24 protein-coding genes and 1 pseudogene are annotated in these 25,347 nt (G+C 45.6%); all 25 read right to left on the bottom strand.

Features of this window, described 5'->3' with window-relative positions; translation table 11 throughout:
* Window positions 1-33 precede the first annotated feature (33 nt).
* Window positions 34-1,449, bottom strand: a complete 1,416-nt coding sequence (argH, locus tag AC58QG_RS30695) for an argininosuccinate lyase (protein ID WP_497365837.1) — start codon at window positions 1,447-1,449, stop codon at window positions 34-36.
* A 114-nt stretch (window positions 1,450-1,563) separates the two neighbouring features.
* Window positions 1,564-2,802, bottom strand: coding sequence for an argininosuccinate synthase (locus AC58QG_RS30690; RefSeq protein WP_436233450.1), 1,239 nt, complete (start codon window positions 2,800-2,802; stop codon window positions 1,564-1,566).
* Window positions 2,803-2,847: 45 nt separating this feature from the next.
* Window positions 2,848-3,807, bottom strand: coding sequence for an ornithine carbamoyltransferase (argF, locus tag AC58QG_RS30685; protein ID WP_497365836.1), 960 nt, complete (start codon window positions 3,805-3,807; stop codon window positions 2,848-2,850).
* 30 nt (window positions 3,808-3,837) lie between these two features.
* Window positions 3,838-5,034 (bottom strand): acetylornithine transaminase, encoded by a 1,197-nt coding sequence (gene argD, locus AC58QG_RS30680; RefSeq protein ID WP_497365835.1) that lies wholly within the window; start codon window positions 5,032-5,034, stop codon window positions 3,838-3,840.
* Window positions 5,035-5,063: 29 nt separating this feature from the next.
* Window positions 5,064-5,834: an acetylglutamate kinase gene (gene argB, locus AC58QG_RS30675; RefSeq protein ID WP_497365878.1), complete on the bottom strand. Its 771-nt coding sequence runs from the start codon at window positions 5,832-5,834 to the stop codon at window positions 5,064-5,066.
* A gap of 36 nt (window positions 5,835-5,870) precedes the next feature.
* Window positions 5,871-7,097, bottom strand: a complete 1,227-nt coding sequence (argJ, locus tag AC58QG_RS30670; protein ID WP_497365834.1) for a bifunctional glutamate N-acetyltransferase/amino-acid acetyltransferase ArgJ — start codon at window positions 7,095-7,097, stop codon at window positions 5,871-5,873.
* Window positions 7,098-7,128: 31 nt separating this feature from the next.
* A complete protein-coding gene (gene argC / locus AC58QG_RS30665) occupies window positions 7,129-8,178 on the bottom strand; it encodes an N-acetyl-gamma-glutamyl-phosphate reductase (protein WP_497365833.1) in 1,050 nt (349 codons plus the stop codon).
* A gap of 477 nt (window positions 8,179-8,655) precedes the next feature.
* Window positions 8,656-9,525, bottom strand: coding sequence for a YitT family protein (locus AC58QG_RS30660; RefSeq protein ID WP_497365832.1), 870 nt, complete (start codon window positions 9,523-9,525; stop codon window positions 8,656-8,658).
* A 142-nt stretch (window positions 9,526-9,667) separates the two neighbouring features.
* Window positions 9,668-10,781 (bottom strand): peptide chain release factor 2 gene (gene prfB / locus AC58QG_RS30655; RefSeq protein WP_497365831.1). Its coding sequence is split into 2 segments (ribosomal slippage): window positions 9,668-10,708 and window positions 10,710-10,781, totalling 1,113 coding nucleotides; the frame shifts between segments, so codons are not numbered across the junction.
* Window positions 10,782-10,835: 54 nt separating this feature from the next.
* The gene (secA, locus tag AC58QG_RS30650) at window positions 10,836-13,355 is read right to left on the bottom strand and encodes a preprotein translocase subunit SecA (RefSeq protein ID WP_497365877.1); all 2,520 of its coding nucleotides are present in this window, start codon (window positions 13,353-13,355) and stop codon (window positions 10,836-10,838) included.
* A gap of 292 nt (window positions 13,356-13,647) precedes the next feature.
* Window positions 13,648-14,196 (bottom strand): ribosome hibernation-promoting factor, HPF/YfiA family, encoded by a 549-nt coding sequence (gene hpf / locus AC58QG_RS30645; protein ID WP_497365830.1) that lies wholly within the window; start codon window positions 14,194-14,196, stop codon window positions 13,648-13,650.
* Between the two features lie 173 nt (window positions 14,197-14,369).
* Window positions 14,370-14,567: a cold shock domain-containing protein gene (locus tag AC58QG_RS30640; RefSeq protein ID WP_028556842.1), complete on the bottom strand. Its 198-nt coding sequence runs from the start codon at window positions 14,565-14,567 to the stop codon at window positions 14,370-14,372.
* A 411-nt stretch (window positions 14,568-14,978) separates the two neighbouring features.
* Window positions 14,979-15,320, bottom strand: a complete 342-nt coding sequence (fliT, locus tag AC58QG_RS30635) for a flagellar protein FliT (RefSeq protein ID WP_497365829.1) — start codon at window positions 15,318-15,320, stop codon at window positions 14,979-14,981.
* On the bottom strand, window positions 15,313-15,723 hold the full coding sequence (gene fliS / locus AC58QG_RS30630; RefSeq protein WP_497365828.1) for a flagellar export chaperone FliS: 411 nt from the start codon (window positions 15,721-15,723) through the stop codon (window positions 15,313-15,315). Before fliS ends, fliT begins: the two co-directional genes overlap by 8 nt.
* Before the next feature lie 40 nt (window positions 15,724-15,763).
* The gene (gene fliD, locus AC58QG_RS30625; protein WP_497365827.1) at window positions 15,764-17,620 is read right to left on the bottom strand and encodes a flagellar filament capping protein FliD; all 1,857 of its coding nucleotides are present in this window, start codon (window positions 17,618-17,620) and stop codon (window positions 15,764-15,766) included.
* Between the two features lie 38 nt (window positions 17,621-17,658).
* Entirely contained in the window at window positions 17,659-18,072 is a 414-nt protein-coding gene (locus tag AC58QG_RS30620) for a flagellar protein FlaG (RefSeq protein WP_497365826.1), read from the bottom strand.
* Window positions 18,073-18,204: 132 nt separating this feature from the next.
* A complete protein-coding gene (locus AC58QG_RS30615) occupies window positions 18,205-18,303 on the bottom strand; it encodes a flagellin (RefSeq protein ID WP_497365825.1) in 99 nt (32 codons plus the stop codon).
* Between the two features lie 29 nt (window positions 18,304-18,332).
* The gene (locus AC58QG_RS30610; protein WP_497365824.1) at window positions 18,333-18,980 is read right to left on the bottom strand and encodes an acetyltransferase; all 648 of its coding nucleotides are present in this window, start codon (window positions 18,978-18,980) and stop codon (window positions 18,333-18,335) included.
* A complete protein-coding gene (gene neuB, locus AC58QG_RS30605; protein WP_497365823.1) occupies window positions 18,977-20,062 on the bottom strand; it encodes an N-acetylneuraminate synthase in 1,086 nt (361 codons plus the stop codon). The genes AC58QG_RS30610 and neuB overlap by 4 nt, the downstream gene beginning before the upstream one ends.
* 3 nt (window positions 20,063-20,065) lie before the next feature.
* Window positions 20,066-21,220 carry a UDP-N-acetylglucosamine 2-epimerase gene (neuC, locus tag AC58QG_RS30600; protein ID WP_497365822.1) on the bottom strand — a complete coding sequence of 385 codons (1,155 nt, stop codon included), beginning with the start codon at window positions 21,218-21,220 and terminating at the stop codon, window positions 20,066-20,068.
* Window positions 21,213-22,394: a LegC family aminotransferase gene (locus tag AC58QG_RS30595; protein ID WP_497365821.1), complete on the bottom strand. Its 1,182-nt coding sequence runs from the start codon at window positions 22,392-22,394 to the stop codon at window positions 21,213-21,215. The genes neuC and AC58QG_RS30595 overlap by 8 nt, the downstream gene beginning before the upstream one ends.
* Entirely contained in the window at window positions 22,391-23,401 is a 1,011-nt protein-coding gene (locus AC58QG_RS30590) for an NAD-dependent 4,6-dehydratase LegB (RefSeq protein WP_497365820.1), read from the bottom strand. Before AC58QG_RS30590 ends, AC58QG_RS30595 begins: the two co-directional genes overlap by 4 nt.
* Before the next feature lie 14 nt (window positions 23,402-23,415).
* Window positions 23,416-24,105 carry an acylneuraminate cytidylyltransferase family protein gene (locus tag AC58QG_RS30585; protein WP_497365819.1) on the bottom strand — a complete coding sequence of 230 codons (690 nt, stop codon included), beginning with the start codon at window positions 24,103-24,105 and terminating at the stop codon, window positions 23,416-23,418.
* Window positions 24,102-25,151: a nucleotidyltransferase family protein gene (locus AC58QG_RS30580; RefSeq protein WP_497365818.1), complete on the bottom strand. Its 1,050-nt coding sequence runs from the start codon at window positions 25,149-25,151 to the stop codon at window positions 24,102-24,104. The genes AC58QG_RS30585 and AC58QG_RS30580 overlap by 4 nt, the downstream gene beginning before the upstream one ends.
* A 126-nt stretch (window positions 25,152-25,277) precedes the next feature.
* Window positions 25,278-25,340: pseudogene (locus tag AC58QG_RS30575) on the bottom strand (hypothetical protein); the annotation flags it as partial.
* Between the last annotated feature and the right edge of the window lie 7 nt (window positions 25,341-25,347).

Genomic DNA, 25,347 nt, shown 5'->3' with positions numbered 1-25,347 from the left:
GATGGGAAGAGCTTTTTATATTAGCAAGACACCCTATTTGCTTTTCTCTAAAAAGTCATGCAACCACTCCTGCGATTCCGCCAGCACTTGCTCTGCGCGACCAATGGCCTCGCTCACTTGATTGCTCGCCGTACCACCGTAAACATTCCGCGCATTCACGACTTGCTCAGGTTGAAGCACAGCAAAAATATCGGACTCGAACAGCTCGGAGAAAGTTTTGAACTCCTCGATGCTCATATCGAGCAAGTATTTTTTGTTTTGGATGCAGTAGAGCACCGTTTTGCCGATGACTTCGTGGGCTTGACGGAAAGGAAGACCCTTGTTCACTAGGTAATCTGCGATATCCGTTGCGTTCGAGAAGTCTTGGTTCACGGCTTGGCGCATACGCTCCGTGTTCACCTTCATTGTAGACACCATCGGTGCAAACAATTGCAGCGCACCTTGCAGGGTACGAACCGTATCAAACATGCCTTCTTTGTCTTCCTGCATATCCTTGTTGTACGCCAGCGGCAGCGACTTAAGTACGGTCAGCAGACCGACCAAGTTGCCGTAGACGCGGCCCGTTTTGCCACGGACAAGCTCCGCTACGTCCGGGTTCTTCTTCTGCGGCATGATCGAGCTGCCGGTGCAGAATGCATCATCGAGTTCGATGAACGCGAACTCGGTCGAAGACCAGAGCACCATTTCCTCGCTGAAGCGAGAAAGGTGCATCATGATCATGGACGCGTTAGAGAGGAACTCCAGGATGAAATCGCGGTCGCTGACCGCATCTAGGGAGTTCTCGTACACGCGTCCGAACCCGAGCTGCTCCGCCACGAAATGGCGGTCGATCGGGAAAGTCGTGCCCGCGAGCGCGCCAGCGCCGAGCGGCAGCATGTCTACGCGCTTGTAGCTGTCCTGCAAGCGCTCAAGGTCACGCTGGAACATGCTGACGTAGGCCATCAGATGGTGCGCGAACAGGATCGGCTGCGCACGCTGCAGATGCGTATACCCAGGGATAATCGTATCAAGATTAGCCTTCGCTTTCTCAAGCAAAGCTTCCTGCAGCTTGATCAGCAAGCCCACGAACTCAACCACGCGCTTACGCAGGTAGAGATGCATGTCCGTCGCTACCTGATCGTTCCGGCTGCGGCCCGTGTGCAGCTTACCGCCGACAGGACCGATCAAGTCGATCAAGGTTTTCTCGATATTCATGTGAATATCTTCGTTCTGAATCGTGTACTCCAGCTCGCCGCGGCGAATCATGCCTTGTACTTGCAGCAAGCCGTCTTTGATTTTCTCCACATCGTCAGCAGGAAGAATCCCGCATTTGCCCAGCATCGTCACGTGCGCCAAGCTGCCTTCAATATCTTCCTCAGCAAGCTCTTTATCGAATGTAATGGATGCTGTATATTCTTCGACCAATTGGTCGGTTTTCTTCGTGAAACGTCCACCCCAAAGCTTTGACACCGTGCATGACCCCTCTCGTATTAACCTACCTAGAAACCCTTATAGGACATCCTTATGGACAGCCCAAAGGCTTTCCACAAAGGGAAAGCCCACGGCTGAGCAGCTATTTGAATGTTACTTCTTTGCGTTTTGTTCCACGCCGGAACCAACCTTCAAGCGCAGTGCATTCAAGCGGATAAAGCCTGTAGCATCGCCTTGATCGTAAGCTTTCGTTGGATCAGCTTCCATTGTAGCGATATCTGGGTTGTAAAGGGATACTGGGCTTTTCACGCCAGCACCAATCACATTACCTTTGTACAGTTTCAAACGAACCGTACCCGATACGTTCTTTTGGCTCTCGGACACAAGCGCTTGAATCGCCAAACGCTCAGGAGCGAACCAGAAACCATTGTATACAAGGGATGCATATTTCGAAATTAAGGAATCACGAAGGTGCATCACATCGCGGTCCATCGTGAGGGATTCCATTTTACGGTGAGCGGTGAATAGAATGGTACCGCCTGGAGTCTCGTATACGCCACGGCTCTTCATGCCGACGAAACGGTTCTCAACCATGTCTACACGGCCAATTCCGTGTTTGCCGCCGATTTCGTTCAACGTTTCCATCACTTGAAGTGGGGAAAGCTTAGCTCCGTTGATCGCTACACAATCACCAGCAGCAAACTCAAGCTCGATGTACTCTGCTTGATCTGGTGCATCTTCTGGCGCAACGCTAAGCACGTACATGCCTTTGTTGTCGTCAGCTGCTGCATCGAACCATGGATCTTCCAACATGCCGCTCTCGAAGGAGATGTGCAGCAAGTTACGGTCCGTCGAATATGGCTTCGCTGCGGATGCCGTTACCGGAATGTTGTGCTTCTCCGCGTATGCGATCATCTCTGCGCGACCTGGGAACTGCTCTCGGAATTCTTCCAAACGCCAAGGCGCGATAACGGAAAGCTCAGGCGCTAGCGCCGCTGCTGTAAGCTCGAAACGCACTTGGTCATTCCCTTTACCTGTTGCACCGTGAGCAATCGCTGTTGCGCCTTCAGCGCGAGCGATCTCAACCATACGCTTCGCGATCAATGGACGCGCAATGCTCGTGCCAAGCAGGTATTGCCCTTCATAAAGAGCAGCCGCTTGGAACATCGGGTTGATGAAATCCTTCGCGAACTCGTCGCGTAGATCGTCGATGTAGATTTTGGATGCGCCAGTTGCCAGCGCTTTTTCCTCCAAGCCGTCCAACTCATCCTTTTGCCCGATATCCGCTGTGAACGCAATGATTTCCGCGTCGTAAGTTTCTTTTAACCATTTGAGGATAACTGATGTATCCAAACCGCCTGAATAAGCGAGTACGATTTTTTCCTTAGCCATGTCTACTCTTCTCTCCGTTTCTACTCTCACTAATATGAATGAAATTTATATCATTGTCGCGGCCATAATAGCCTTTTGCGCATGAAGACGATTCTCTGCTTGGTCGAAAATAATGGAATGCGCGCCGTCGATAACGCCTTCGCTCACTTCTTCCCCGCGGTGTGCAGGTAAGCAATGCATGAACAAGTAATCCTGCTTCGCATATTTCACCAAAGCTTCGTTAACTTGGTAGTTTTTGAACGCGATTTCCCGCTCTTTTTGCTCCGCTTCTTGACCCATGCTCGCCCATACATCCGTATAGATGATGTCGGCATTTTCAATCGCTTCGCGTGGATCGTTCGTCACCAACAGGCTGCCGCCGGTTTGCGCCGCATTTTCCTTGGATTGACGGATCACTTCTTTATCGGACTCATAGCCCTCTGGGGAAGCAACCGCGAAATCCATCCCTAACTTACTAGCGCCCATCATCAAGGAGTGAACCATGTTGTTGCCATCGCCGATATAGGCGACTTTAATGCCTTTCAAACGGCCTTTTTTCTCCAAGACGGTTTGATAATCCGCCATAACCTGGCAAGGGTGCGCATGGTCGGTTAAACCGTTGATAACAGGCACCGTCGCTCCGCGTGCCAAATCAATCACCTTGCGGTGCTCGTAGGTACGAATCATAATCCCGTCTAAGTAACGGGACAACGTTTGAGCAGTATCCCATACCGTCTCTCCGCGACCCAGTTGCAGATCGTTTTTGCTCAGGAAAAGCGCTTGACCTCCAAGTTGGTACATCCCCACTTCAAAGGAAACACGCGTACGCGTGGAGGATTTCTCAAAAATCATCCCCAGCGTTTTACCCGCCAGTACCGCATGAGGCTCTCTTGCTTTCTGCTTACGCTTCAGCTCGATCGCATAGTGAATCAAATATTCAATTTCTTCCGGTGTATAATCAACCAAAGCAAGAAAATCCTTGCCCTTCAACTGGGCAGCCAGTTCTTCCTTGACCATGCTGTTCATGTGATCCAACCTCTCTACAATTAACTTCGGTTAGACGCCGCTGATTGTGGATGCCTTCTGGGAGAGGACACCGCACACCACATCTAACGCTTGATCCAAATCTTCTTGCGGTATTGTTAACGCCGGCACCAAACGAATCACGTTAGGTCCTGCTGGAATGACCAGCACACCTTGCTTGTGGATCTCGCTGATGATTTCGGCACTTGGCTGTGCACATTCAATACCAATGAGAAGGCCAATGCCACGGATGCTTTTCACTAGCGGATTGCCCGCCAGCTTGCTCTCCAACTTCTTCACTGTGTATTCGCCTAACTGAGCTGCACGCTCCGGCAATTGATTGTCTAAAATAGTGCTTAGTGTCGCATGAGCCGCTGCTGTTGCAATCGGTGTGCCGCCGAACGTGGAACCGTGACTACCTGCGCTGAAAGCTTCAGCCAAGTACCCTTTGCTCAGCATCGCACCGATCGGGAATCCACCGCCAAGACCTTTGGCCAACGTGAAAATATCCGGCTCTACCCCATAATGCTCATAGGCAAAAAGTTTACCTGTACGTCCTACGCCCGTCTGGATTTCATCCGCGATCAGGAGCAGATTATGCTCTTTGCATAGCGCAGCCAATTGCTTCACGAACTCTGGATCGGCTGGCAATACGCCGCCTTCCCCTTGCACGAACTCGAGCATGACCGCACACGTCTTATCGTTCACGAGACGGCGCACGGATTCGATATCGTTATAATCAGCATAGACAAAGCCTTCTGGAAGCGGAAGGAAGCCTTCCTTTACTTTGTCCTGACCGGTAGCTGTTAATGTAGCAATCGTACGCCCATGGAAGGACATGTTGAACGTGATGATCTCGTACTTACCGTTGTTCAGCACCTTTTGGGAGTAGCGACGTGCGATTTTAATCGCAGCTTCATTCGCTTCCGCTCCCGTGGAACAGAAAAATACAGCGTCCGCACAGCTGTTGTCTGTTAATAAACCAGCCAACTTTTCCTGATTCGGAATATGAAAAAGATTGCCCACATGCCAAAGCTGATCCAACTGCTCGATCAATTTCTCTTTCACAGCTTTTGGTGCATGCCCGAGAGCCGCAACCGCGATCCCGCTCATCATATCGATGTATTCCTTGCCAGTGTCATCCCAAAGTCGGCTGCCCTCACCCTTCACTAGCGTAATTGGATATCTGGCGTACGTTGGAAATAACGAGCTTTTCCCTTGTTCTGTCATGTACATTCCCTCCTTATGGGGTTATTAAATTACCGTACAATACGTGTGCCGATGCCTTCGCCCTTCAGCACTTTACTTAACACGTTCGGCTCCGCACCGTTCACGATAACCACTTCTTGCACTTGCCCTTGTATACAAGCAATCGCTGCACGAACCTTAGGGATCATGCCGCCATAGATGTCGCCACTTGTGATCATTTCTTCAATCTGCGCTACGCTGACGACTGGAAGCACTTGCTTCTCGCCATCCACAACTTTCATGATGCCAGGAACATCCGTCACAACAACCATCTGCTCCACACCAAGGTGAGAAGCGACAGCACCAGCCGCTGTATCCGCGTTGATGTTATACCGTTGTCCGCCATCTGCACCAAGTCCAACTGGCGCGATAACCGGAATGTAGCCCATGCCTACGATGCCTTGGATCAGCTCAGCATTCACTTTCGTTACATCGCCTACTAAGCCAACTTCATGGCTGTTAGCAACGGGCTTCGCTTCGATCAAATGTCCATCCACACCGGACAAACCAAGTGCTTTCGCGCCCGTCAACTGAATCCGGCGTACGATTTCTTTGTTAATTTGGCCTGATAGCACCATTTCCACGACATCTAGAACTGCCTCAGAAGTTACCCTTAGTCCGTTCACGAAGCCAGACTCGATACCCAACTTACCTAACGTATCCGAAATCGCAGGACCGCCACCGTGCACGATGACAGTGACGATACCCTCTTCCTGAAGTTGACGCATGTCTTCAAAAAAACTACTAGGCAGCGCCGCAAGCGTGCTGCCTCCGCATTTCATGACAAAGCAATTGTTCTTCACTGCTCTTTTTCCCCCTTACGTCCGATAAGCCGCATTAATTCGCACATAATCATAGGTCAAATCGCAGCCCCAACCCGTTGCTTTGCCTTCGCCCATATGTAAATTCACATGAATTTGAATTGTATCTGTTTTCAAATAAGCCAATGCCGCTTCCTCGTCAAACTTCACAGGACGCGATTGCTCTAACACTGCGATATCACCTAGGCGAATATCGACTGTGTTCACATTCACCGGCTGCCCGGAGTATCCGACAGCTGCAATGATCCGACCCCAGTTCGCGTCAGCGCCGTACACGGCAGACTTCACAAGGCTCGATCCGATGATCGACTTGACGATCTTACGAGCCGCATCGTCGCTCTCCGCGCCAATAACCGTCGTCTCGATCAGCTTCGTCGCGCCCTCGCCGTCACGTGCAATCGCTTTGGCGAGGTATTCGCCAACGTATTGGAAACCAGCCGCGAAAGCATCCCAATCCGGGTGCCCCGGATGCAGGGTGTCGCCGCCGGCAAGCCCGCTCGCCATCACCACGACCATGTCGTTGGTGCTTGTGTCTCCGTCAACCGTGATCATGTTGAACGTATTATCTGTAATCCTGCTAAGCAACAGCTGCAGGTATTCGCTCTCAATCGCGACGTCGGTTGTCATGAAACCGAGCATCGTCGCCATGTTCGGGTGAATCATCCCCGAACCCTTAGCTGCTCCGGCAATGTGCACCTCTTTGCCGCCAACCATAACACGGACGCACGTCATCTTCTGCACGAGATCCGTCGTCAGGATCGACTGGCAGAAATCTTCGCCGCCGTCTAGCTTTAACTTCGCAGGCAGCTGCTCGATGCCGCTCAACACTTTGCCCATCGGCAGAAGCTCGCCGATAACGCCAGTGCTCGTCACGCCGACGTGGTGCTCCGCTACGCCTAGTGCCTTCGCACTTGCGGCGCGCATTGCGCGAGCGTCGTCTTCGCCTTGCTGGCCGGTACACGCGTTAGCATTACCGCTGTTCACGATCATTGCCTGCAGCTTGCCGCTGTGGGCAATGCTTTCTTGCGTCACACGCAGCGGTGCCGCTTGGAACGCGTTCAGCGTGTACACGCCTGCTGCCGCTGCTGGCACATCACAAAGGATCGCGCCGAGATCATAGCGCTCCGTCTTCTTCAATCCGCAGTGCAGTCCGCCTGCACGAAATCCCTTCGGTGTTGTTACTGTGCCCTCTGGCACGACAGTGAAGCTTACTTGGTCCGACATGGTCGTCTACTCACCTATCCTCATCTTCTAGTTATGGATATACCGGTGCGAACAACAACCCTGTCGTTTCGTCCCAGCCTTGCATAATATTTAAATTCTGAATCGCTTGACCTGCAGCGCCCTTCACGACATTGTCGATGACCGACACAATCGTTACACGCCCTGTACGCTCATCCACAGCGAAGCCGATATCACAGAAATTCGAACCTGTTACTTCTTTCGTTGACGGATATTTCCCAAGCGGACGAATCCGTACGAACTTGCGTCCTTCGTAGTACTGACGATACTTCTCGACGAACTCCTCAGCCGTATACTCACCTGTTAGCGTTGCATACATTGTCGCCATGATCCCACGCGTCATCGGCACAAGATGTGTCGTGAACGTCGTCACAACCGGTTTGCCTGCAACACGACTCAGCGCTTGCTCAATTTCCGGAATGTGCTGGTGTTTGTTTATTTTGTAAGCCGATAAATTCTCATTCACTTCTGCATAGTGCACACCTAGGCTAACACCGCGACCCGCACCGGAGACACCCGATTTAGCATCAATAATAATCGTCGACGGATCAATCCATCCCGCTTCAACCGCAGGAATAAGTCCTAGCAATGTTGCTGTTGGATAACAGCCTGGGTTCGCGATCAGATCGCTGCCCTTCACTTCGTCCCCGAACACTTCGGATAGACCATAAATCGAACGTGTCAGCGCTTCTTCAGAAGCGGCCGGTTTTTTGTACCATTTTTCATAGTCGCTAGCTGACTTCAATCTCAAATCCCCTGAAATATCGATCACCTTCAGGCCTGCTGCAAGCAGCTTCGGCGAAAGCTCTGCGCTCACACCCGCTGGTGTGGCCAAGAACACAACGTCCGCTTTGCCAGCGATCAGATTAACATCAAGGACATCGAGGATATCCACAACCACTTCCTGCAAATGTGGAAAATGCTCCGCCAACGGCGCTCCTGCATTCGATGTTGAAATCACGGATGTAATATGTACAAGTGGATGCGCCTGCAAAAGACGAATCAATTCCGCACCACCATACCCTGTTGCTCCAATAATAGCCGCTCTAATGCTCTGACTCATTCCCATGCCCTCCCGATGTTCCGAAAATATATGTATTATTATACATTCGTATACATAATAATTCAATGAATTTTTTTGCGTGCTTCGTTTGCCAAAAATCGCTTTCCAGCAAGGTATTTCAAGGCTTTGGACGACTTGCGAACGCGAAATTTATATTAACTGAATAGTCTGACTATATAAGGTTATATGCACATTATGCATCAATTACACGCAAGTCGTGCATAAAGAAATGATTCATCTCTGCCATCGCCTTGTTGCTTGCCCTTTGTTCAGCCTTACTCATTATCCCAAACTCTACAGTCAGAAGGCAAATTATGTTAGTCGGTCTCGAGTTATACACATTTGTACACAGGCATTGTGTATAAGTTGGGGGATTGTACACAAATTGCCAACAAGTTATCCACAAAAAAGACCATCAGGCAAATTTCCCCCTGACAGTCCTCTTCTGTTTAATCAAGTGGCAAGCCCTCTCTTCCACTACGCATGGCGTTTAAAGCCTTCACCCAACACTTCATTCGTTTCGCTCAAAATCACAAAAGCCTGCGGGTCCACCGATTGAACCAGTGTTTTCAGGCGACTGACTTCATTCTGTTTCACGACGACCATCATAACTGTCCGTGATTCGCCAGTATAGCCACCTGAGCCGCTGAGCTCTGTTAAGCCGCGATCCAAATCGTACAAAATCGCCTTCCGAATAGCATCCGTATGATCCGAAATAATAAAGGCCACTTTGGCATAGTTGAAGCCGAGCTGCACAATATCAATGGTCTTGGTGGTGACGAATAAGCCGATCATTCCGTACAGCGCATTCTCTGGGGTGAACACCAGCGCAGAGCTGATAATGACGAGCCCATCGAATATCGCGACTGAGAAGCCAAGGCTTAAGCCTGAGTATTTATGCAGCATTTGAGCAGCCAACCCCAGTCCACCTGTGGAACCACGGCCTTTGAAGACGATCCCCAATCCCAAACCTACGCCTATCCCGCCATATACAGCAGCTAGCAATGGGTTATGCGTTGGCACGCCTAAGTGGGTGGTGACGAGTACGCAGAATGGGAAAATAACTGAGCCCACGATGGCTTTAATGCCAAATTTCTTCCCTAGCAACCATATGGCTAATAGTAAAATGGGGATATTGAGCGCCCACTGTGTGTACGCTGGGTTTATTTTGGTGACTTCCTGCAAAATAGTAGAGATCCCCGAAACCCCGCCTGTTGCGATTTGGTTCGGGTTCAAAAAACTATTAAAGCTCGCTGCCATAATCAGCGATCCGACAATTAGCAATATGTATTCGAATGCCGTGTGACTCGGACTTCCGATCTGTATGCGTGGTTCTCTTCTGGACACGAGTGGTCCTCCTTCGTTCGTTTACATGAAAAATCCTACACCCATCAGGTGTAGGATCAACGTTTATGACGCGATGCATGCATAGGCCCTGCAAATCAGCTTGCTTGGCATGCATGATTTCGTGTGATGTTGTGAAAATGTATTACTCTGGCTTCCGAATTTGATGACGCAGGTACGCATCGATAAAGGCATCGAGGTCGCCGTCCATGACCGCTCCAATGTTCCCAGTCTCTGCCGAGGTTCTATGATCCTTCACCATGCTATATGGGTGGAAGACATAAGAACGAATCTGGCTGCCCCACGCAATATCCGACTGCTCGCCGCGAATCTCGGCCAGGTGCTTCAATTGCTCTTCGATCTTCCGCTCGTAGAGCTTGGAACGAAGCATCTTCATCGCTTTCTCGCGGTTCTTGATCTGCGAGCGCTCTTGCTGACAGCTCACCACGACGCCAGTCGGAATGTGCGTAATCCGCACAGCCGAGTCCGTGGTGTTGATGTGCTGACCGCCGGCGCCGCTTGCGCGGTACGTATCGATCTTGAGATCCTCGGAGCGGATCTCACCTACGTCGGTGTCGTCTTCGATCTCTGGCATCACGTCACACGATGCGAACGAGGTGTGACGACGGCCAGAGGCGTCGAACGGCGAGATCCGGACGAGGCGATGCACACCCTTCTCTGCCTTCAAGTAGCCGTAGGCGTTGAAGCCTGTGATCTGCAGCGTGACACTCTTCACGCCGGCTTCGTCGCCGGGCAAATAGTCGAGCACCTCGACTTTGTAGCCCCGCTTCTCCGCCCAGCGGCGGTACATGCGCAGCAGCATCTCTGCCCAGTCCTGCGACTCGGTGCCGCCGGCGCCTGGATGCAGCTCAAGGATCGCATTCAGCCGGTCGTACGGCTGATTAAGCAGCAAGCCAAGCTCGAAGGATTCGAGCTTCTTAACGAGCGCCGCGATGCCTGTTTCGATGTCTTTAACAAGACCCGCATCGCTCTCTTCTTCCTCAAGCTCGACCATCACTTGAATATCCTCGAACGCATTCGTGAAGCCTTGGAACTCATCCACGACACTCTTGATCACGTTGAGCTCAGCAATCGTCTTCTGGGCACGTTCATTATCGTCCCAGAAGTCCGGTGCGCCCATTTTTTCCTCATAATCCCCGATCGCTTCTAGCTTATGATCTAAGTCAAAGAGACCCCCGTAATTCAGTTAGTCGCTTCGCTGTTTCTCTTAAGTCTTGTTTCACTTCTGGTTCTAGCATGTCGTACACCTCGTTTATTCTGCTTGCATGTACCTAGACAAGTTGTTTAGTCGCTTACATGCCTTGCCCGTGGCACTGCTTGAACTTCTTACCGCTGCCGCATGGGCATGGGTCGTTGCGCCCGATACGCTGCTCTTCATCACGTACGAGCGGTTTTTTGCCGCCTGCTTCATTCTTCGTATCAACAGCCTGACCTTCTGCTACCGCTTGGCGCTCCAGGTTGCTCTGTACGTGTGCTTTCATGATGTACATCGCGACTTCTTCACGAATGTTATCGATCATCTCTTGGAACATCTCGAAGCCTTCGAATTGGTACTCACGCAGTGGATCTGTACCACCGTATGCACGTAAGTGAATACCTTGGCGCAGCTGATCCATCGCATCAATGTGATCCATCCATTTGCTGTCTACCGCACGCAGCGCTACAACTTTTTCAAATTCACGCATGAACTCTGCGCCAATTTCCGTTTCACGCTCATCGTATCGTTTGCTTACAAGATCTTTAATTAGCTCGATGATCTCATCTTGCTCTTTACCCCAAATGGCTTGATCTGTGATTTGAGCATCGTCATGCAGCAGGTTGTTGTTCACAAAGTTCGCAACCTCTTGCAGCTCCCACTCTTCTGGAATTGTTTCCTCTGGACAGTGTGCTTTCACGATGCGCTCGATTACGGCGCTGATCATGCCCTCGATGACCTCGCGGATATTCTCGGACTCCAGCAGCTCGCGGCGCTGTTTATATATAATTTCACGTTGTTGATTCATAACATCGTCATATTGAAGGACGACTTTACGCACGTCGAAGTTGTTACCCTCAACGCGTTTTTGAGCGGATTCCACTGCACGGGAGATCAATTTGCTCTCAATCGGCTGATCTTCTTCCATCCCCAGACGATCCATCATCGCCATAATATTCTCAGCGCCGAATCGTTTCATCAATTCATCCTCTAGGGAGAGGTAGAACTGCGAAGAACCTGGGTCACCTTGACGTCCTGCACGTCCACGCAGCTGGTTATCAATCCGTCTGCTTTCATGACGTTCTGTACCTATGATATGCAAGCCGCCAGCATCATGTACGCCTTGACCAAGCACAATGTCAGTACCGCGGCCCGCCATGTTGGTTGCAATCGTTACGGAACCCGGTTGACCTGCACGTGAAACGATTTCCGCTTCTTCGGCATGATACTTGGCATTCAATACTTTATGTTGAACACCTTTCTTCTTCAACATCTCCGAAAGTTTCTCAGAGTTCTCAATTGATACTGTACCAACAAGCACTGGCTGATTCAGCTTATGGCGTTCTAGGATTTGCTCCACGACGGCTCTGAACTTACCGTTCTCTGACTTATAAACCACGTCCGGTAGATCCTTACGAATCATAGGGCGGTTCGTCGGCACGATAATAACTTCAAGCCCGTAGATTTTCTTCAACTCTTCCTCTTCCGTCTTCGCCGTCCCCGTCATCCCCGCTAGCTTGCGGTACATACGGAAATAGTTCTGGAACGTAATCGTAGCGAGTGTCATGCTCTCATTCTGAACTTTCAGCTGCTCTTTGGCCTCAATGGCTTGGTGCAACCCATCACTATAGCGACGGCCTGTCATAATACGGCCTGTAAATTCATCAACGATCATAACTTCTTCTTCTTGAACAACGTAGTCCACGTCACGTTTCATAATGAAACGAGCTTTGAGCGCTTGTGTGATGTGGTGGTTGATGTTTACGTTCTGATGATCGAATAAGTTCTCAATACCAAAAGCTCGCTCACCTTTCGCAACGCCTTCTTCAGTCAACGCGACAGCACGTACTTTGATATCGATCGTGTAGTCTTCTTCTTCTTTCAGCGTCGAAACGAAACGGTCAGCTGTAAAGTACATATCTGTCGATTTCGCGGCTTGTCCAGAAATAATCAATGGCGTTCTCGCTTCATCGACTAGAATGGAATCCACCTCATCGATAACCGCGTAGTATAGCGGACGTTGAACCATCTGCTCTTTGTACAGCACCATGTTGTCACGCAGGTAGTCAAAACCGTATTCGTTATTCGTTCCATACGTAATATCACAAGCATAAGCTGCTTGCTTCTCTTCATGAGACAAGTCATGCAAGTTAACCCCAACGGTTAAGCCGAGGAACTCGTAAATTTGACCCATTTCGCCGCTATCCCGCTGTGCCAAATAGTCATTGACGGTTACAACGTGCACGCCTTTACCAAGCAAGGCATTCAAATAAACAGGAAGTGTTCCAACAAGTGTTTTCCCTTCCCCTGTTCTCATCTCAGCGATACGGCCTTCATGCAGCACCATACCCCCGATAAGTTGAACGTCATAATGACGTTTCCCTAACACACGCCAAGCTGCTTCCCTAACAACTGCGAAAGCCTCTGGCAATAAATCATCGATTTCTTCGCCTTTCTCAAGGCGTTCTCTGAACTCTGTTGTTTTGCCTTTTAACTCTTCATCGGACAGTGGCTTAATGCCAGCTTCAAGCTCGTTGATGTAGTCAACGGCCTTGAGCATCCGTTTAATCTCCCGTTCATTGGAATCACCAAAAATTTTCTTCACTAGTCCTAGCATCGGTGAACCCCTTTCCATTGCGTTCGTATCCTTAAATTGTACCACTTATGACAGTCTTGTCGCAACAAACACGCACTCTCTTCCTTATAAAACCTATAGAAATAGGACTTAAAAACCATACTTTCCGTATTTCTTAGTATGAAATGGAGAGGCTACTAACATGCATAGCAGAGACGATGACTTCATGCTTTAAAGGAAAGAGCTTAATCCGATGACATCGAATTAAGCTCACTTGATCATTTTGTATAGGAATGTTGATTGAATGTATTAGGCCATTTGTTTATGCATTACATTACATTGCTGGTTCGATTAAACCGTACTTACCGTCGTCTCGTTTGTAAACCACATTGACTGTGTCTGTTTCCATGTTCGAGAATACAAAGAAGTTATGGCCCACCATATTCATTTGGAGGATCGCTTCTTCCACGTCCATCGGCTTCAGGTTGAAGCGTTTGTTACGTACGAGTTCAAAATCCTCTTCTTCCTCAATATAGGAAGCTGCTGCAACTTCTGCTTTGAACAAATCACGTTTGCCGCCATCTTGGCGAATTTTACGATTCGTTCTTGTCTTATGCTTACGAATTTGACGCTCTAATTTGTCCACAACCAAATCAATGGATGCGTACATGTCTGTGTTGCGTTCTTCTGCTCGCAGTAGCACGCCTGTTAAAGGTATGCTTACTTCGATGGCCTGAAGACCTTTAACCACACTTAGCTTTACTTGTACATCGGATGTAAGGGGAGCTTCAAAATACCTCTCTAGTCTATTCAACTTCTTGTCGACGTAGTCTCCGAGGGCTTCAGTAACTTCAAGGTGTTCTCCGCGAATGCTAATTTCCATAGTTAAACATCTCCCTTCCTTCTTACATTATACTACATTCCACTCCATCTTCATAATTCCTTTAAATTCCGAACTAAACTTTTCTTAATAAAATATAAAAAACACCCCAGAGTAGTTCCCCAGGGTGATCTTGTTCGTTGGTGTATGCAATGGCACGGGCACGTGCCAAATAATTATAGTCTGCTTACGTTTGCAGCTTGTGGTCCGCGTGCGCCTTCTACGATGTCAAACTCAACAGCTTGACCTTCGTCCAGCGTTTTGAAGCCTTCGGACTGAATCGCTGAGAAATGTACGAACACATCTCCACCATCTTCGCGCTCGATGAAACCATAGCCTTTTTCTGCGTTAAACCATTTCACTTTACCTTGCATAACGTACACAATCCTTTCGTTTTTAAAAATATAAAAAGAGTTTAAATAAAATGTAAGCCCTTTCTTTTTGACTATACCATCTATCTGCTTGACCTGTCAATTTCTAACTTTCAATAAGAATGAATATTTAGAAAATTCAAGTATATACATGCCGTGGATAACTGCAGAATTTGTAGAATCCTGTCATAATGGGCTCCTTTACATGTTATTAACAAAGTTATGCACAGGTTTATGCACATTGTCCACAGGCTAGAGAGCAGAGATTATGGATAACTCGAGATGAATCGGCTCGTTTATTCACATGGTGGGGCCAGATCGGATCGTTTATCCACGGATTGTTGGAGGAGGTTGAGGAAAACGGGGGATAAAAGAAAAAACCTTCTGCCGCGGCAAAAGGTTGATGTGGATAGACTACTTCTTCTTGTCGAAGAAGTAACTTTCACCGTCATAATTATTATCATACGCATTCCTCTGGGTCTTTCCGTTGTCGATTTTAAATAATTGAGCGCTAGCCTGATCACGGAATTGAGTGAGCTTTTGAAGAAATATGGGATCTAGACTCACGATCGCTTGAATACGAGCCTTGTACCTATCCTTATCACTCGCTGAGGCGGCTTCCGAGGCGTTAATTAACTTCTGCATCATCACGCCGCGCTGCTCCATAAACTCGGAAAGTTGCTCAATATCCATCGAAACGAGCTGAGTAAGAGCCTGCTCTGTTCGTTGTTCTAACTCAGAAACCAACTCATCCATGCGAAGCTCCAGCAGGTGCGGCAGTCGCTGTGCTCCCTTTAGCTAGCAACGCGGCTTGCATCCACATTTCTTTCAATTGAATCAAAAAACCTAACACTTCTTCAGCTGGTTCAACTGATTTTTTCAAATTTGCTTCAATTAGACGATGAGTAAAGTACTCATATAATCTCAATAATTCAGTCGCAATTGGGGCATTACGATCAATCGTTATGCAGAATTCGCTAATAATGTCCTGTACTTTGATGAGATTCGTATTAGCTTCTTGATAGTTGTTAACTTTCAAGGCTTCAATACTTGCCCTACAAAATCTAATTGCACCATCACAAAGCATAATTAATAATTGCGTTGGGCTTGCTGTTTGAACAGTATTTTCCATGTATTTATTGCGCTGGGCTTGAATCATCAGTAATCCCCCTAGTTAAATCGTTGTAACCTATTCTAATTTAGCTAAATTGTGAAGTAAGCTGCGAACTTTGTGCTTGCATTTGCGAGATATACGTTTCCATCGCAGTAAACTGTCTATAGTAACGAGTCTGTAATACATCCAATCTTGATGTCAAGTTATCAATGCGTGTATCAATGTCTTTCATACTTTTGCCCATGACATAAGTATTTTCCGGGCTTGTACTAGCCCCAGCCTTAGATGTTATGGTTTGCATGAGTGCATTTGCTCTATCATATAATCGTGTTGCTAAGCCATCGCCTAAATCGGAGTCAGTCATACCATCATTTGCGTTAAATAGAGCCATGACTTCATCTGGTTTATCTGTAATTGCTTTTTTTAGTTTAGCTTCGTCTAAATATATTTTACCATTATCCATATAACTACCGGAAACTGAAGTACCAGCCAATAGACTCGTTGAAATTCCAATCTCGGACAAACTCTTTGCAGCGCCCGTCGGTAAACCCTGTATGATACTAGAAAAAGACGTACGGAAGTTATTAAGACCACTTGAAAGTAAGGCGTCATTTCGCAACATACCGCTCTTTGCTTTCTCTTCCCAAGCTTTGATCTGATCTTCCTTCATGGCCGAACGCTGTTCATCTGTTAATGGTTGGAAGTCTTTATATTTCTTTTCACTCATCTTCGTGTTTACGGTCGTGATCAACTCGTTATATTTATCAACAAAGGATTTAATGCTATTGAACACGGTATCAACATCACGTGTTGTTGTAAGAGTTACATCTCCGGCTTTTTTCGCAGTAATGTTCATTCCGTTGAAAGTAAAGGTATTTGAATCATAAGTTGTTGGAATGTTATCGATTACCACATCCGCCTGTTTACCTGTAACGGAGATCTTAGAAAATTGAGCGTTTGACGAGGCATCTAGTGCGAAAGTAGTTGAAGCTGCTGGTGTTCCACTAGTTACATCCTCAATGGCTAGGGTTCCTCCTGTTGGATCAAAGAAGGTAAGTTTTTTATCAGTCCCCAAATATGCACTTACTCCTGCTTGGCCGATTGCTGAACTATTAATAGAATCGATTAAATTACTCACCGTCGTAGTATTGTCAATCGTAAAGTCCGCTGTCTTGCCTCCAGCAGTCACCCGAATTTTTTGTGGTGTAGTAATTGTACTATCGATAAGTGCATTGATTCCACTAGTGAATGGCGTGCTCACTGCGGTCGTTTTCGCTGGAGTCCCTGACATTGCAGCCGTTGATAGCCCAAATACATCCTTCAAAAAGTTAGTTGCAACCGTAGGACCTTTCATCTGTAAATTGAAGTCCCCGACAGCGCCTGTATTCGAAGAAGTGAAAAAGAAACGTTTCATATTTGTATCATAATTCATGCCAACGCCAGTCACACTAGACTTAGCATTCACTTGTGAAACAACACTTGCGATGGTATCTGTTTTATCGACATTAATCGTAACAGAACCTTTTTTACCGCCTATTGTTAGAGTTGTCGGCCCAGTAAGACCTAAACTTGCTAAATCTGCGCTATCACTTGTTGCACTGAGTTGGCTTGAGTTCACTTTAGCCGCTTCCGCTAAGCTATTTATCTTAATCGTGTGCATCCCATCTGCCGCTGCGGACGTTGAGATCGCTGATAAAACAGTCTCATCTGATGAAGAAGCTTTCTTACTCAAGAAGGATGATTGCAATTTCATATTAAAGGCAGAATTACGAAAATCCATAATTTTGGCATTCATGGCTCTATATTCATCCCGTTGCCATTCAAGAATCTGCTTCTGTTGCTTTAATTTATCTTGAGGCATACGAGCCGCCTTCATTAGCTTGCTTACCGTATCATCAATATCGATCCCCGTCCCTGAGAATCCATTTAAACGCATAACCATTGGTAAAAATCACCATCCTTAATATGTGCAATAACTAACTATCTACGTTCATCGATGATAATTCCAGCCATTTCCCAGAGCTTTGCTACAAAATCCAAGCTCTTTTCTGGTGGGATTTCTCGAATTGTTTCCCCTGTGCTTTTATCTAGTACTTTCACCGAAATAAGTTTCGTCTTCTGATGGATAGAGAACTCCAATGAAGTCGTTCTTCCTTGAACAGCTTTAATCGCATGTTCCAACGCTTTTACGACTTGAGCATCACTCACTGTGATATTATCCCCATGAAGCTCTGCTTGCTTCAATTCATAGGCGTTATTGATTTTAGCAGTCACAAGTTCAGCTCCAACCGCCGGGTTTACCTCATCTAACTTTTGTGGTCTTGCCACTGACTCTGTAGGCTTATCCGAGCCGGACGAACTGCTCATTCCACTCAAAGGATAATTCATGCTCATGGTACTAACCTCCATCTGAAGTTAACTATATACAATTATTATCGGTTTAATAATAAGATAGTGTTAGTTAATTTTGTAGAAGAAGCAAAAAAAAGGCCCTAGAGAAAACCTAGGACCTTTAATAAAATTAGATTAACGAAGCAATTGTAGAACACCTTGTGGTTGTTGGTTAGCTTGTGCAAGCATAGCTTGTGCAGCTTGAGCAAGGATGTCGCTCAGGAATATCAGCATATATACATTTTATATTGGAATAACCGCTATCAATTATTAATGTTTTTTTCATCCCTTGCTGGAACACCCCGTACAACACTGAACTCTCTAACTTCCTTCGTAACAACAGCACCTGCTGCGACCAAACTGCTTCTTCCAATATGAATGCCCTGTATAATTGTTGCTCCTGTCCCTATATGAACGCCATCCGCGACAGTGATCCCACCAGACAACGTTGCTCCAGGTGCAATGTGTACGTGATCTCCTATCTTACAATCATGGTCAACAGATACCTTTGTGTTCACGATCGAATTTACCCCAATCACACTAGCTGTTTGAATGATCGCTCCAGCCATTATTTGCGCTCCTTCTAGTAGCCGTGCGCTCTGACTGATTATGGCTGATGGATGAACTACAGTTGCGAATGTGTAGCCTTTACTTTTAAACATTTTAAAAATCTCTTCTCTTTTTGCTGTGGATTTAACTGATCCCAGCCCATTGACCAGCAAAACTTTATCGGGCTGATATTTAAATATGTCAGCATCATTACTTAATACTTGTATACCACTGTCTACATTCTGTATAAAAGATACATCCGGAGCGCATATGCCAATAATTTCAATAGATTGGATATGTAACGTATCGATCAATACTTTTGCATGACCGCCAGCGCCCAGAACAATGACAGGGGACCTCATAATCTCACCGGTTCAGCAACCTCATAATCTGTGTCGGCTTCTCTCCCCAGTAAACTCCAATAATGTATTGGGGCAACGCCGTCGCCTGGCCGTTTAATCATTAAGTTCTCTTCCGAAAACTTTTGCCCTTTAAAAATTGGTTTCGAAGCAAGAATGCTTTTTCTAGCGATTGCCATGTTTTTATGTTCAGAATCTGCAGGTCTTTTTATAGTTGATCCTAATGCCATTTCAACTTGACGAATGGATTGAACCATCAGTTTGAGCTCATTCGGCTCTAAGGAAGCTTTGTGATCAGGCCCAGGCAAAGTCCGATCAAGCGTGAAATGTTTCTCTATGACCATAGCCCCTCTTGCCACAGCAGCAACAGGAATTGCAATTCCGGGTGTATGATCTGAAAATCCAACAGTCAAACCAAAGGCTTGTTTTAACGTATCCATAGCCCTAAGATTTACTTCAGCAAAGGGAGCTGGATACTCCGTTGTACAATGAAGAATTGTTACGTTCTTACGCAGTGCTGATTGTCCTGCTTCTGAACTGTATGCGAGCTCAAACGCACGAATGGAAGGTTGTTCCTGGTAATTCATATAACCAAATGCCAAAACACTCAGCGCTTGCTCGATTTCACTCAAATTGCTCATGCCAGTAGAAATAATAATGGGCTTCCCTGTCTGAGCTATTTGTAATAAAAGAGGAGCATTCGTAAGATCACCCGAAGACACTTTAATTTGCGATAAATTAAACGTTTGTACAAGTAAATCCACACTATCATGATCAAACGGGGTAGATAAGAACTCGATACCCTTATTTTTGCAATAGTTGATCAGGTATTGATGGGATTCTTCATCGAGCTCTAACTTTTTAATCATTTCATATTGCGTTTCATTGCTGTCTGTGTTTTTGTTCTGATACTCTGCCTTTGCTGCATTACGAGTTACCAAGTTGTCAGCTTTAAAAGTTTGGAACTTTACTGCATCAACATCAGCCTCAACAGCGACGTCAATCAATTGGACCGCCATCTCCAAGGATCCGTTATGATTAACTCCAGCTTCAGCAATAATATATACATGACTATTCTGCTTCATTGATTAGTCCACCCTAAAAAACGTTTTTTTCAAAAGCTCACTGTAATCGGGAATACGCTTTATAATCGAAACAATTTTCGCTGAACTATCTCCATCCCCATAAGGATTGAATGTATTTGAACAATCAAACTCAAAAGCTTTACGAATGGCAATTTCAATATCATCAACTGCAGATTTGCAATTAATTACCGATGGAGCTTGTAACCGTCCCTTCTGTCTGTCTCCAATATTTACTGTCGGTTTTTTAAAAGAAGGCACCTCATATAGGCCGCTAGATGAATTTCCAATAACAACATCAACATTCGCTATCGCGCTAAGATACCTTAGTTGCCCTAAAGAAATGTAGCATTTCGCATTTGTATGTATGTCGACATAATCATCAATCATTTGAATAAGCACACGACCATCTGTATCTGAATTAGGTTTAGTGAAAATAACTCCTACCTCAGGCCCTAACCTATCAAGAGCTTTCAACAATTCACCGAATTGTTCCGCGGCAGGCCTTGCATCAAGAGTCTCCGAATGAAAGGTGACTAGAATGTTTTTATTCTTAAATTGAAAATTCAGTGATTGTTCTAACTCGCTTCGCGAGAGAAGTTTCAGTCGTTTAATCTGGTCGATTCCCGGACTGCCGACAGTGTAAATATGATCAGGATTCTCACCCATTTGAGAAACCCTTCTAGCGGCAGTGTCATTTGTGACAAAATGCAAGTGAGACATTTTCGTTACGCTATGCCGAATCGCTTCATCTATTGCACCCTCAGTTGTATCCCCACCTGCTATATGTGCAACGGGGATTCTCGCAACAAGCGCTGCTTGAGCAGCGGCAAGTATTTCATAGCGATCTCCGAGTACAATAAGAAGATCGGGTTTCAATCTGTCATAAGCATCTGCAAGACTTATTGTTCCTAATCCAATTGATTTCGTAATTGCAACAGGAGTGTCTCCTGACAATAACATTTCGACTTTAGCATGAATCATGAAACCATCTTGCTCGATAACCTTATACGTTAATCCAAATTCGGGCGATAAATGCATCCCAGTGGCAATAATCTGCAGTTCCATTTCGTTGCAATTATCGATTTCTTTCATTATCCAATACAATAATCCATAGTCCGCTCTTGTACCTGTAACTACGCAAATTTTTCTTTTAGCCATTTGTCTCACCTAACATGACACTGCTTGGTATATTAATCAATTGCATTTCGAGATTTTCTGCAACGGTTAGTTCCATCTTTGGAAAATCAGCAAACATTGGCAATTTATGAATTAAGGTCCAAACTGGTCTTGACATAATTCCTTGATTATTTAATTTCTCTAGTAAATAATCGCGCTTTATTACATCAGGCTCATTCAAGAGTATCGTATTAAGCCAATAATTACTTTTCGCAAATTCAGGTTCCACCATGAAAGAAGCACAAAGAATTTCTGCAATAACTTTCCGATAGGAATCAGCCAATGCTCGTTTTTTAATTAAGAACCGATCAAGCTGTTCCATCTGAGCGCAACCCAAGGCTGCATTGATATTAGGGAGTCGGTAGTTAAAGCCGATTTGATCATGATTAAATGCCCATTTATGCGGAACTTTAGCTGTAGTTGTTACATGCTTAGCAAGCTTTGCCAACGATTCATTATTCGTTAAAATGGCACCACCGCCGCCAGTAGTAATAACTTTATTTCCATTAAAGCTTAAAGCGGATACTTTTCCAAAATTGCCTGTATGTTTACCCTTGTAATAAGAACCTAGAGATTCGGCTGCGTCTTCTATAAGTTCAATATGATAACTAGCACATAGTTCCATTAGTGGATCTAGATCCACTGGATGGCCAAAAGTATGCATTGGTACGACTGCTCTAATGCGACGACCCGTTATTTTATTATAACAATCACCTTGTTTAACTTCGGCAATTTCCTTTAAGTAGTCATTTAGCTTTCGCGGATCAAGCCCCAACGTCTTCATTTCACTATCGACGAAGTGTGGAATCGCTCCGCAATAGGAGACTGCATTCGCCGTCGCTATAAATGTTAAAGAAGGAATGAGAACTTCATCATTCTGTTCTACGCCAGCTAATTTCAGACAAATATGTAAGGCTGCTGTCCCATTAACAACAGCAATCGCATGATTAACACCCGTATATTCCGCTAAGTCACGCTCAAATCTATCAACGAATTTGCCGACCGAGGAGACCCAACCTGTATCCAAGCATTCTTTTACATATTCCCATTCGTTTCCGCTAAAATGAGGCTCATGCAAAGCTATAAATTTCTGATCATCAGGTAAAGCCGATGCAATTACCTTCACTAATTCGTCTAATTCATATAAATCTCTCATATGTTGTACCGATCCGCTTTATAAGTCGACAGATTGTGAGGATTTGTAAACCACTCTACAGTTTCCATTAAACCTCTTTTAAACCCTTCACGTCCACCGTACTTCGGTTCCCAGCCTAATACCTGTTTAGCTTTAGCATTATCCGCCCAAAGTCGTTCAACCTCACTCTTTTCCGGCCGAATGCGCATCTCGTCGGTATCGATCTTCACTTTTGCATTCATGACTTCAGCAATTAAATCAACCGTATCACCAATTGAGATTTCATAATTACTGCCGATATTGATTACCTCGCCGATCGACTGGTCTGATTGTGCGACAGAGATAAAGCCACCGACAGTATCTTTTACAAAGTTAAAGTCCCGCGTCGTATTCAGAGCACCCAGTTTAATGTTCGTTAACCCATTTGCAATTTGAGTAATGATAGTCGGGATTACGGCACGAGCAGATTGACGAGGACCGTAGGTGTTGAAGGGTCTAATAATGGAAACAGGCACGCTAAATGAATCATAGAATGACATCGCAATCTGATCTGCGCCAATTTTGGAGGCTGAATAAGGAGATTGCCCTCGTAGTGGATGCTGTTCAGTGATGGGCACGAACTGAGCTGTTCCATAAACCTCGCTCGTTGAAGTATGGACAACTTTTTGAACTCCTAATTCACGAGCTGCTTGTACGATGTTTAATGTCCCCTTCACATTGGTGTCAATATACGTATCCGGTGAATGATATGAATAAGGGATTGCTATTAAGGCCGCGAGATGCAAAACAACATCACAACTCTTCATGGCAGCTTTTACACCATAAGGGTCACGAATATCTCCTGAGAAGACGTCCAGACTCTCTTTTATATCTTGTGGAGCTTGATCTAGCCACCCCCACGAGTTAAAAGAATTATAATATACAAAAGCTCGGACATCATGACCTCTTCGGATCAATTCTTCGGTTAAGTGTGAGCCGATAAAGCCATCCGCGCCTGTTACAAGTATCTTTTTATTGGCTAAATCCATTTCATTCCCTCCATTTAACTTCGTAAACTCAAATAATACTCAAGTAATACAAAGTCAATCTCGTTATCGATATCCAGAGAGCGTGTAGAATCCATTACATAAGGAGTCGACTCGTCGGCAAGAAATGATTTACTCTCTTTAAGCCAGTTGCAATCGGCAATATAGATAGCCCCGTTTAGAATATATGTTGGCGGCAAATCTTGTCTTCTTACATACTCAGCTCCATTGTTACTAATTAATGGTTGCAGATTCCCATCAATTACTTTGTACATCCAGTAAGGAGTCTCGCTCGATTCGCAAACTGATACACAGCAAAGCGCTTTTTTACTGAAACAATACTCAATTGCACCGTCTATATCCTCGACACTTCTAAGCGGTGACGTAGGTTGAAGCAGAATAACATAATCATACTCCGGTAATTGATCCATTGCATGCAACACCGGGTCGATTCCTGGCGTATCATCTTCCGCCAAATGTAGAGGTCTAACAAAAGGAATATCACAGCCCCACTCAGCTGCTACCTTTATTATTTCTTCATCTTCTGAGGATAAAACAACTCTATCTATATATTTTGATTTTCTAGCCTCATCTATGGTCCACGCAATTAACGGTTTGTCTTGAACGACACGAATATTTTTTCTTGGTATCCCTTTCGATCCACCTCTTGCTGGAATGAGAGCCAAAATTTTTTTATTGTGAATCATTCAAAGACCCCTCCGTATTCGTTATTGGCCTTTTGAAAGTCTTCTTTTCGCCCAATATCCAACCAGTATTCTCGAATAGGATAAATAGTTGCCTCGATCTCATTCTCTGATAATGAGGCAAACAGTGAAGGCATATCATAATAAGTATTTCGCGGTATGTATTCGATTACATTTGGATTCAATACATAAATGCCTGCGTTGACATAGAACTGTTGGATTGGTTTCTCTGCAATGTTTATAAATCTATTGTTACTGCTCACTTCAACCACACCATAAGGCACCTGATATTCATATTCTCTGACACACATTGTTGCCGCAGTTTTCTCTTTACTATGAAAGTCCACAAGATGCTTAAAATTTGTTTTAGTTAATAAATCCCCGTTCATAATGACTAATGGAGATTTAGGTATCGAAGGTAACAATGATAGCGCTCCTGCCGTACCCATACGCTGATCTTCTCGAATATATCGAATATCGACGCCCCACTGTGATCCGTCTCCGAAATAATCTTCTATCATTTCCGCTTTATAATTGACTGAAAGATAAAACTTCTTAAATCCGTAGCTTTTAAAATTTTCAATGATTATTTCAAGCATTGGCTTGCCGCCAATTTTCAGCATCGGTTTGGGGCAATCCTCTGTTAGCGGTCTTAACCTTGTCCCTAACCCTCCGGCCATTAATACAACCCAATGATCCATCGGATCAGGTTCCAGAATATGCTTCAAAGTTTCTAAATGAATAATTCTTCCTTCGTTATCAACGATAGGTAAATGTCGAATGGCTTTTTGTCTCATGACTTTCATTGCTTGTTCTTGTGAATAATTCTCGATTAAACAGATCGGATTCCGGTTCATAATTAAACCGACTGGTTCTTGCAAGGATACTCCTCTTAAGATAGCCCGTCTAATATCGCCATCTGTAACCGTTCCAACTAATTTGTATTGACTATCTACGACCAGAGCAATCTGCATTGCAGACGAATCAATAACCTCTAAGACTTTTACAATTGTAGTTTCGAGGGATACAACTATATTGTTCCAACTCATTGCAGTCTCCCTACTCTCGAGATTATTATCCTAATAAATCAACCGATAAAAGCGTTCCCTTCTTCACATCTTGTCTCACTTTCTTTCCGTGCACAAAATCCAAATATTTCGGAGCAAGCTCATTACTTAGCCCTGTCGAACTAACGTCTCTGTTAAGTGCGAGCCAATAAACCCGTCCGCACCTGTAACAACAACT

The sequence above is a fragment of the Paenibacillus sp. J22P169 genome (genome assembly GCF_059691995.1).
This window is presented reverse-complemented; position numbering and strand designations above follow the sequence as displayed.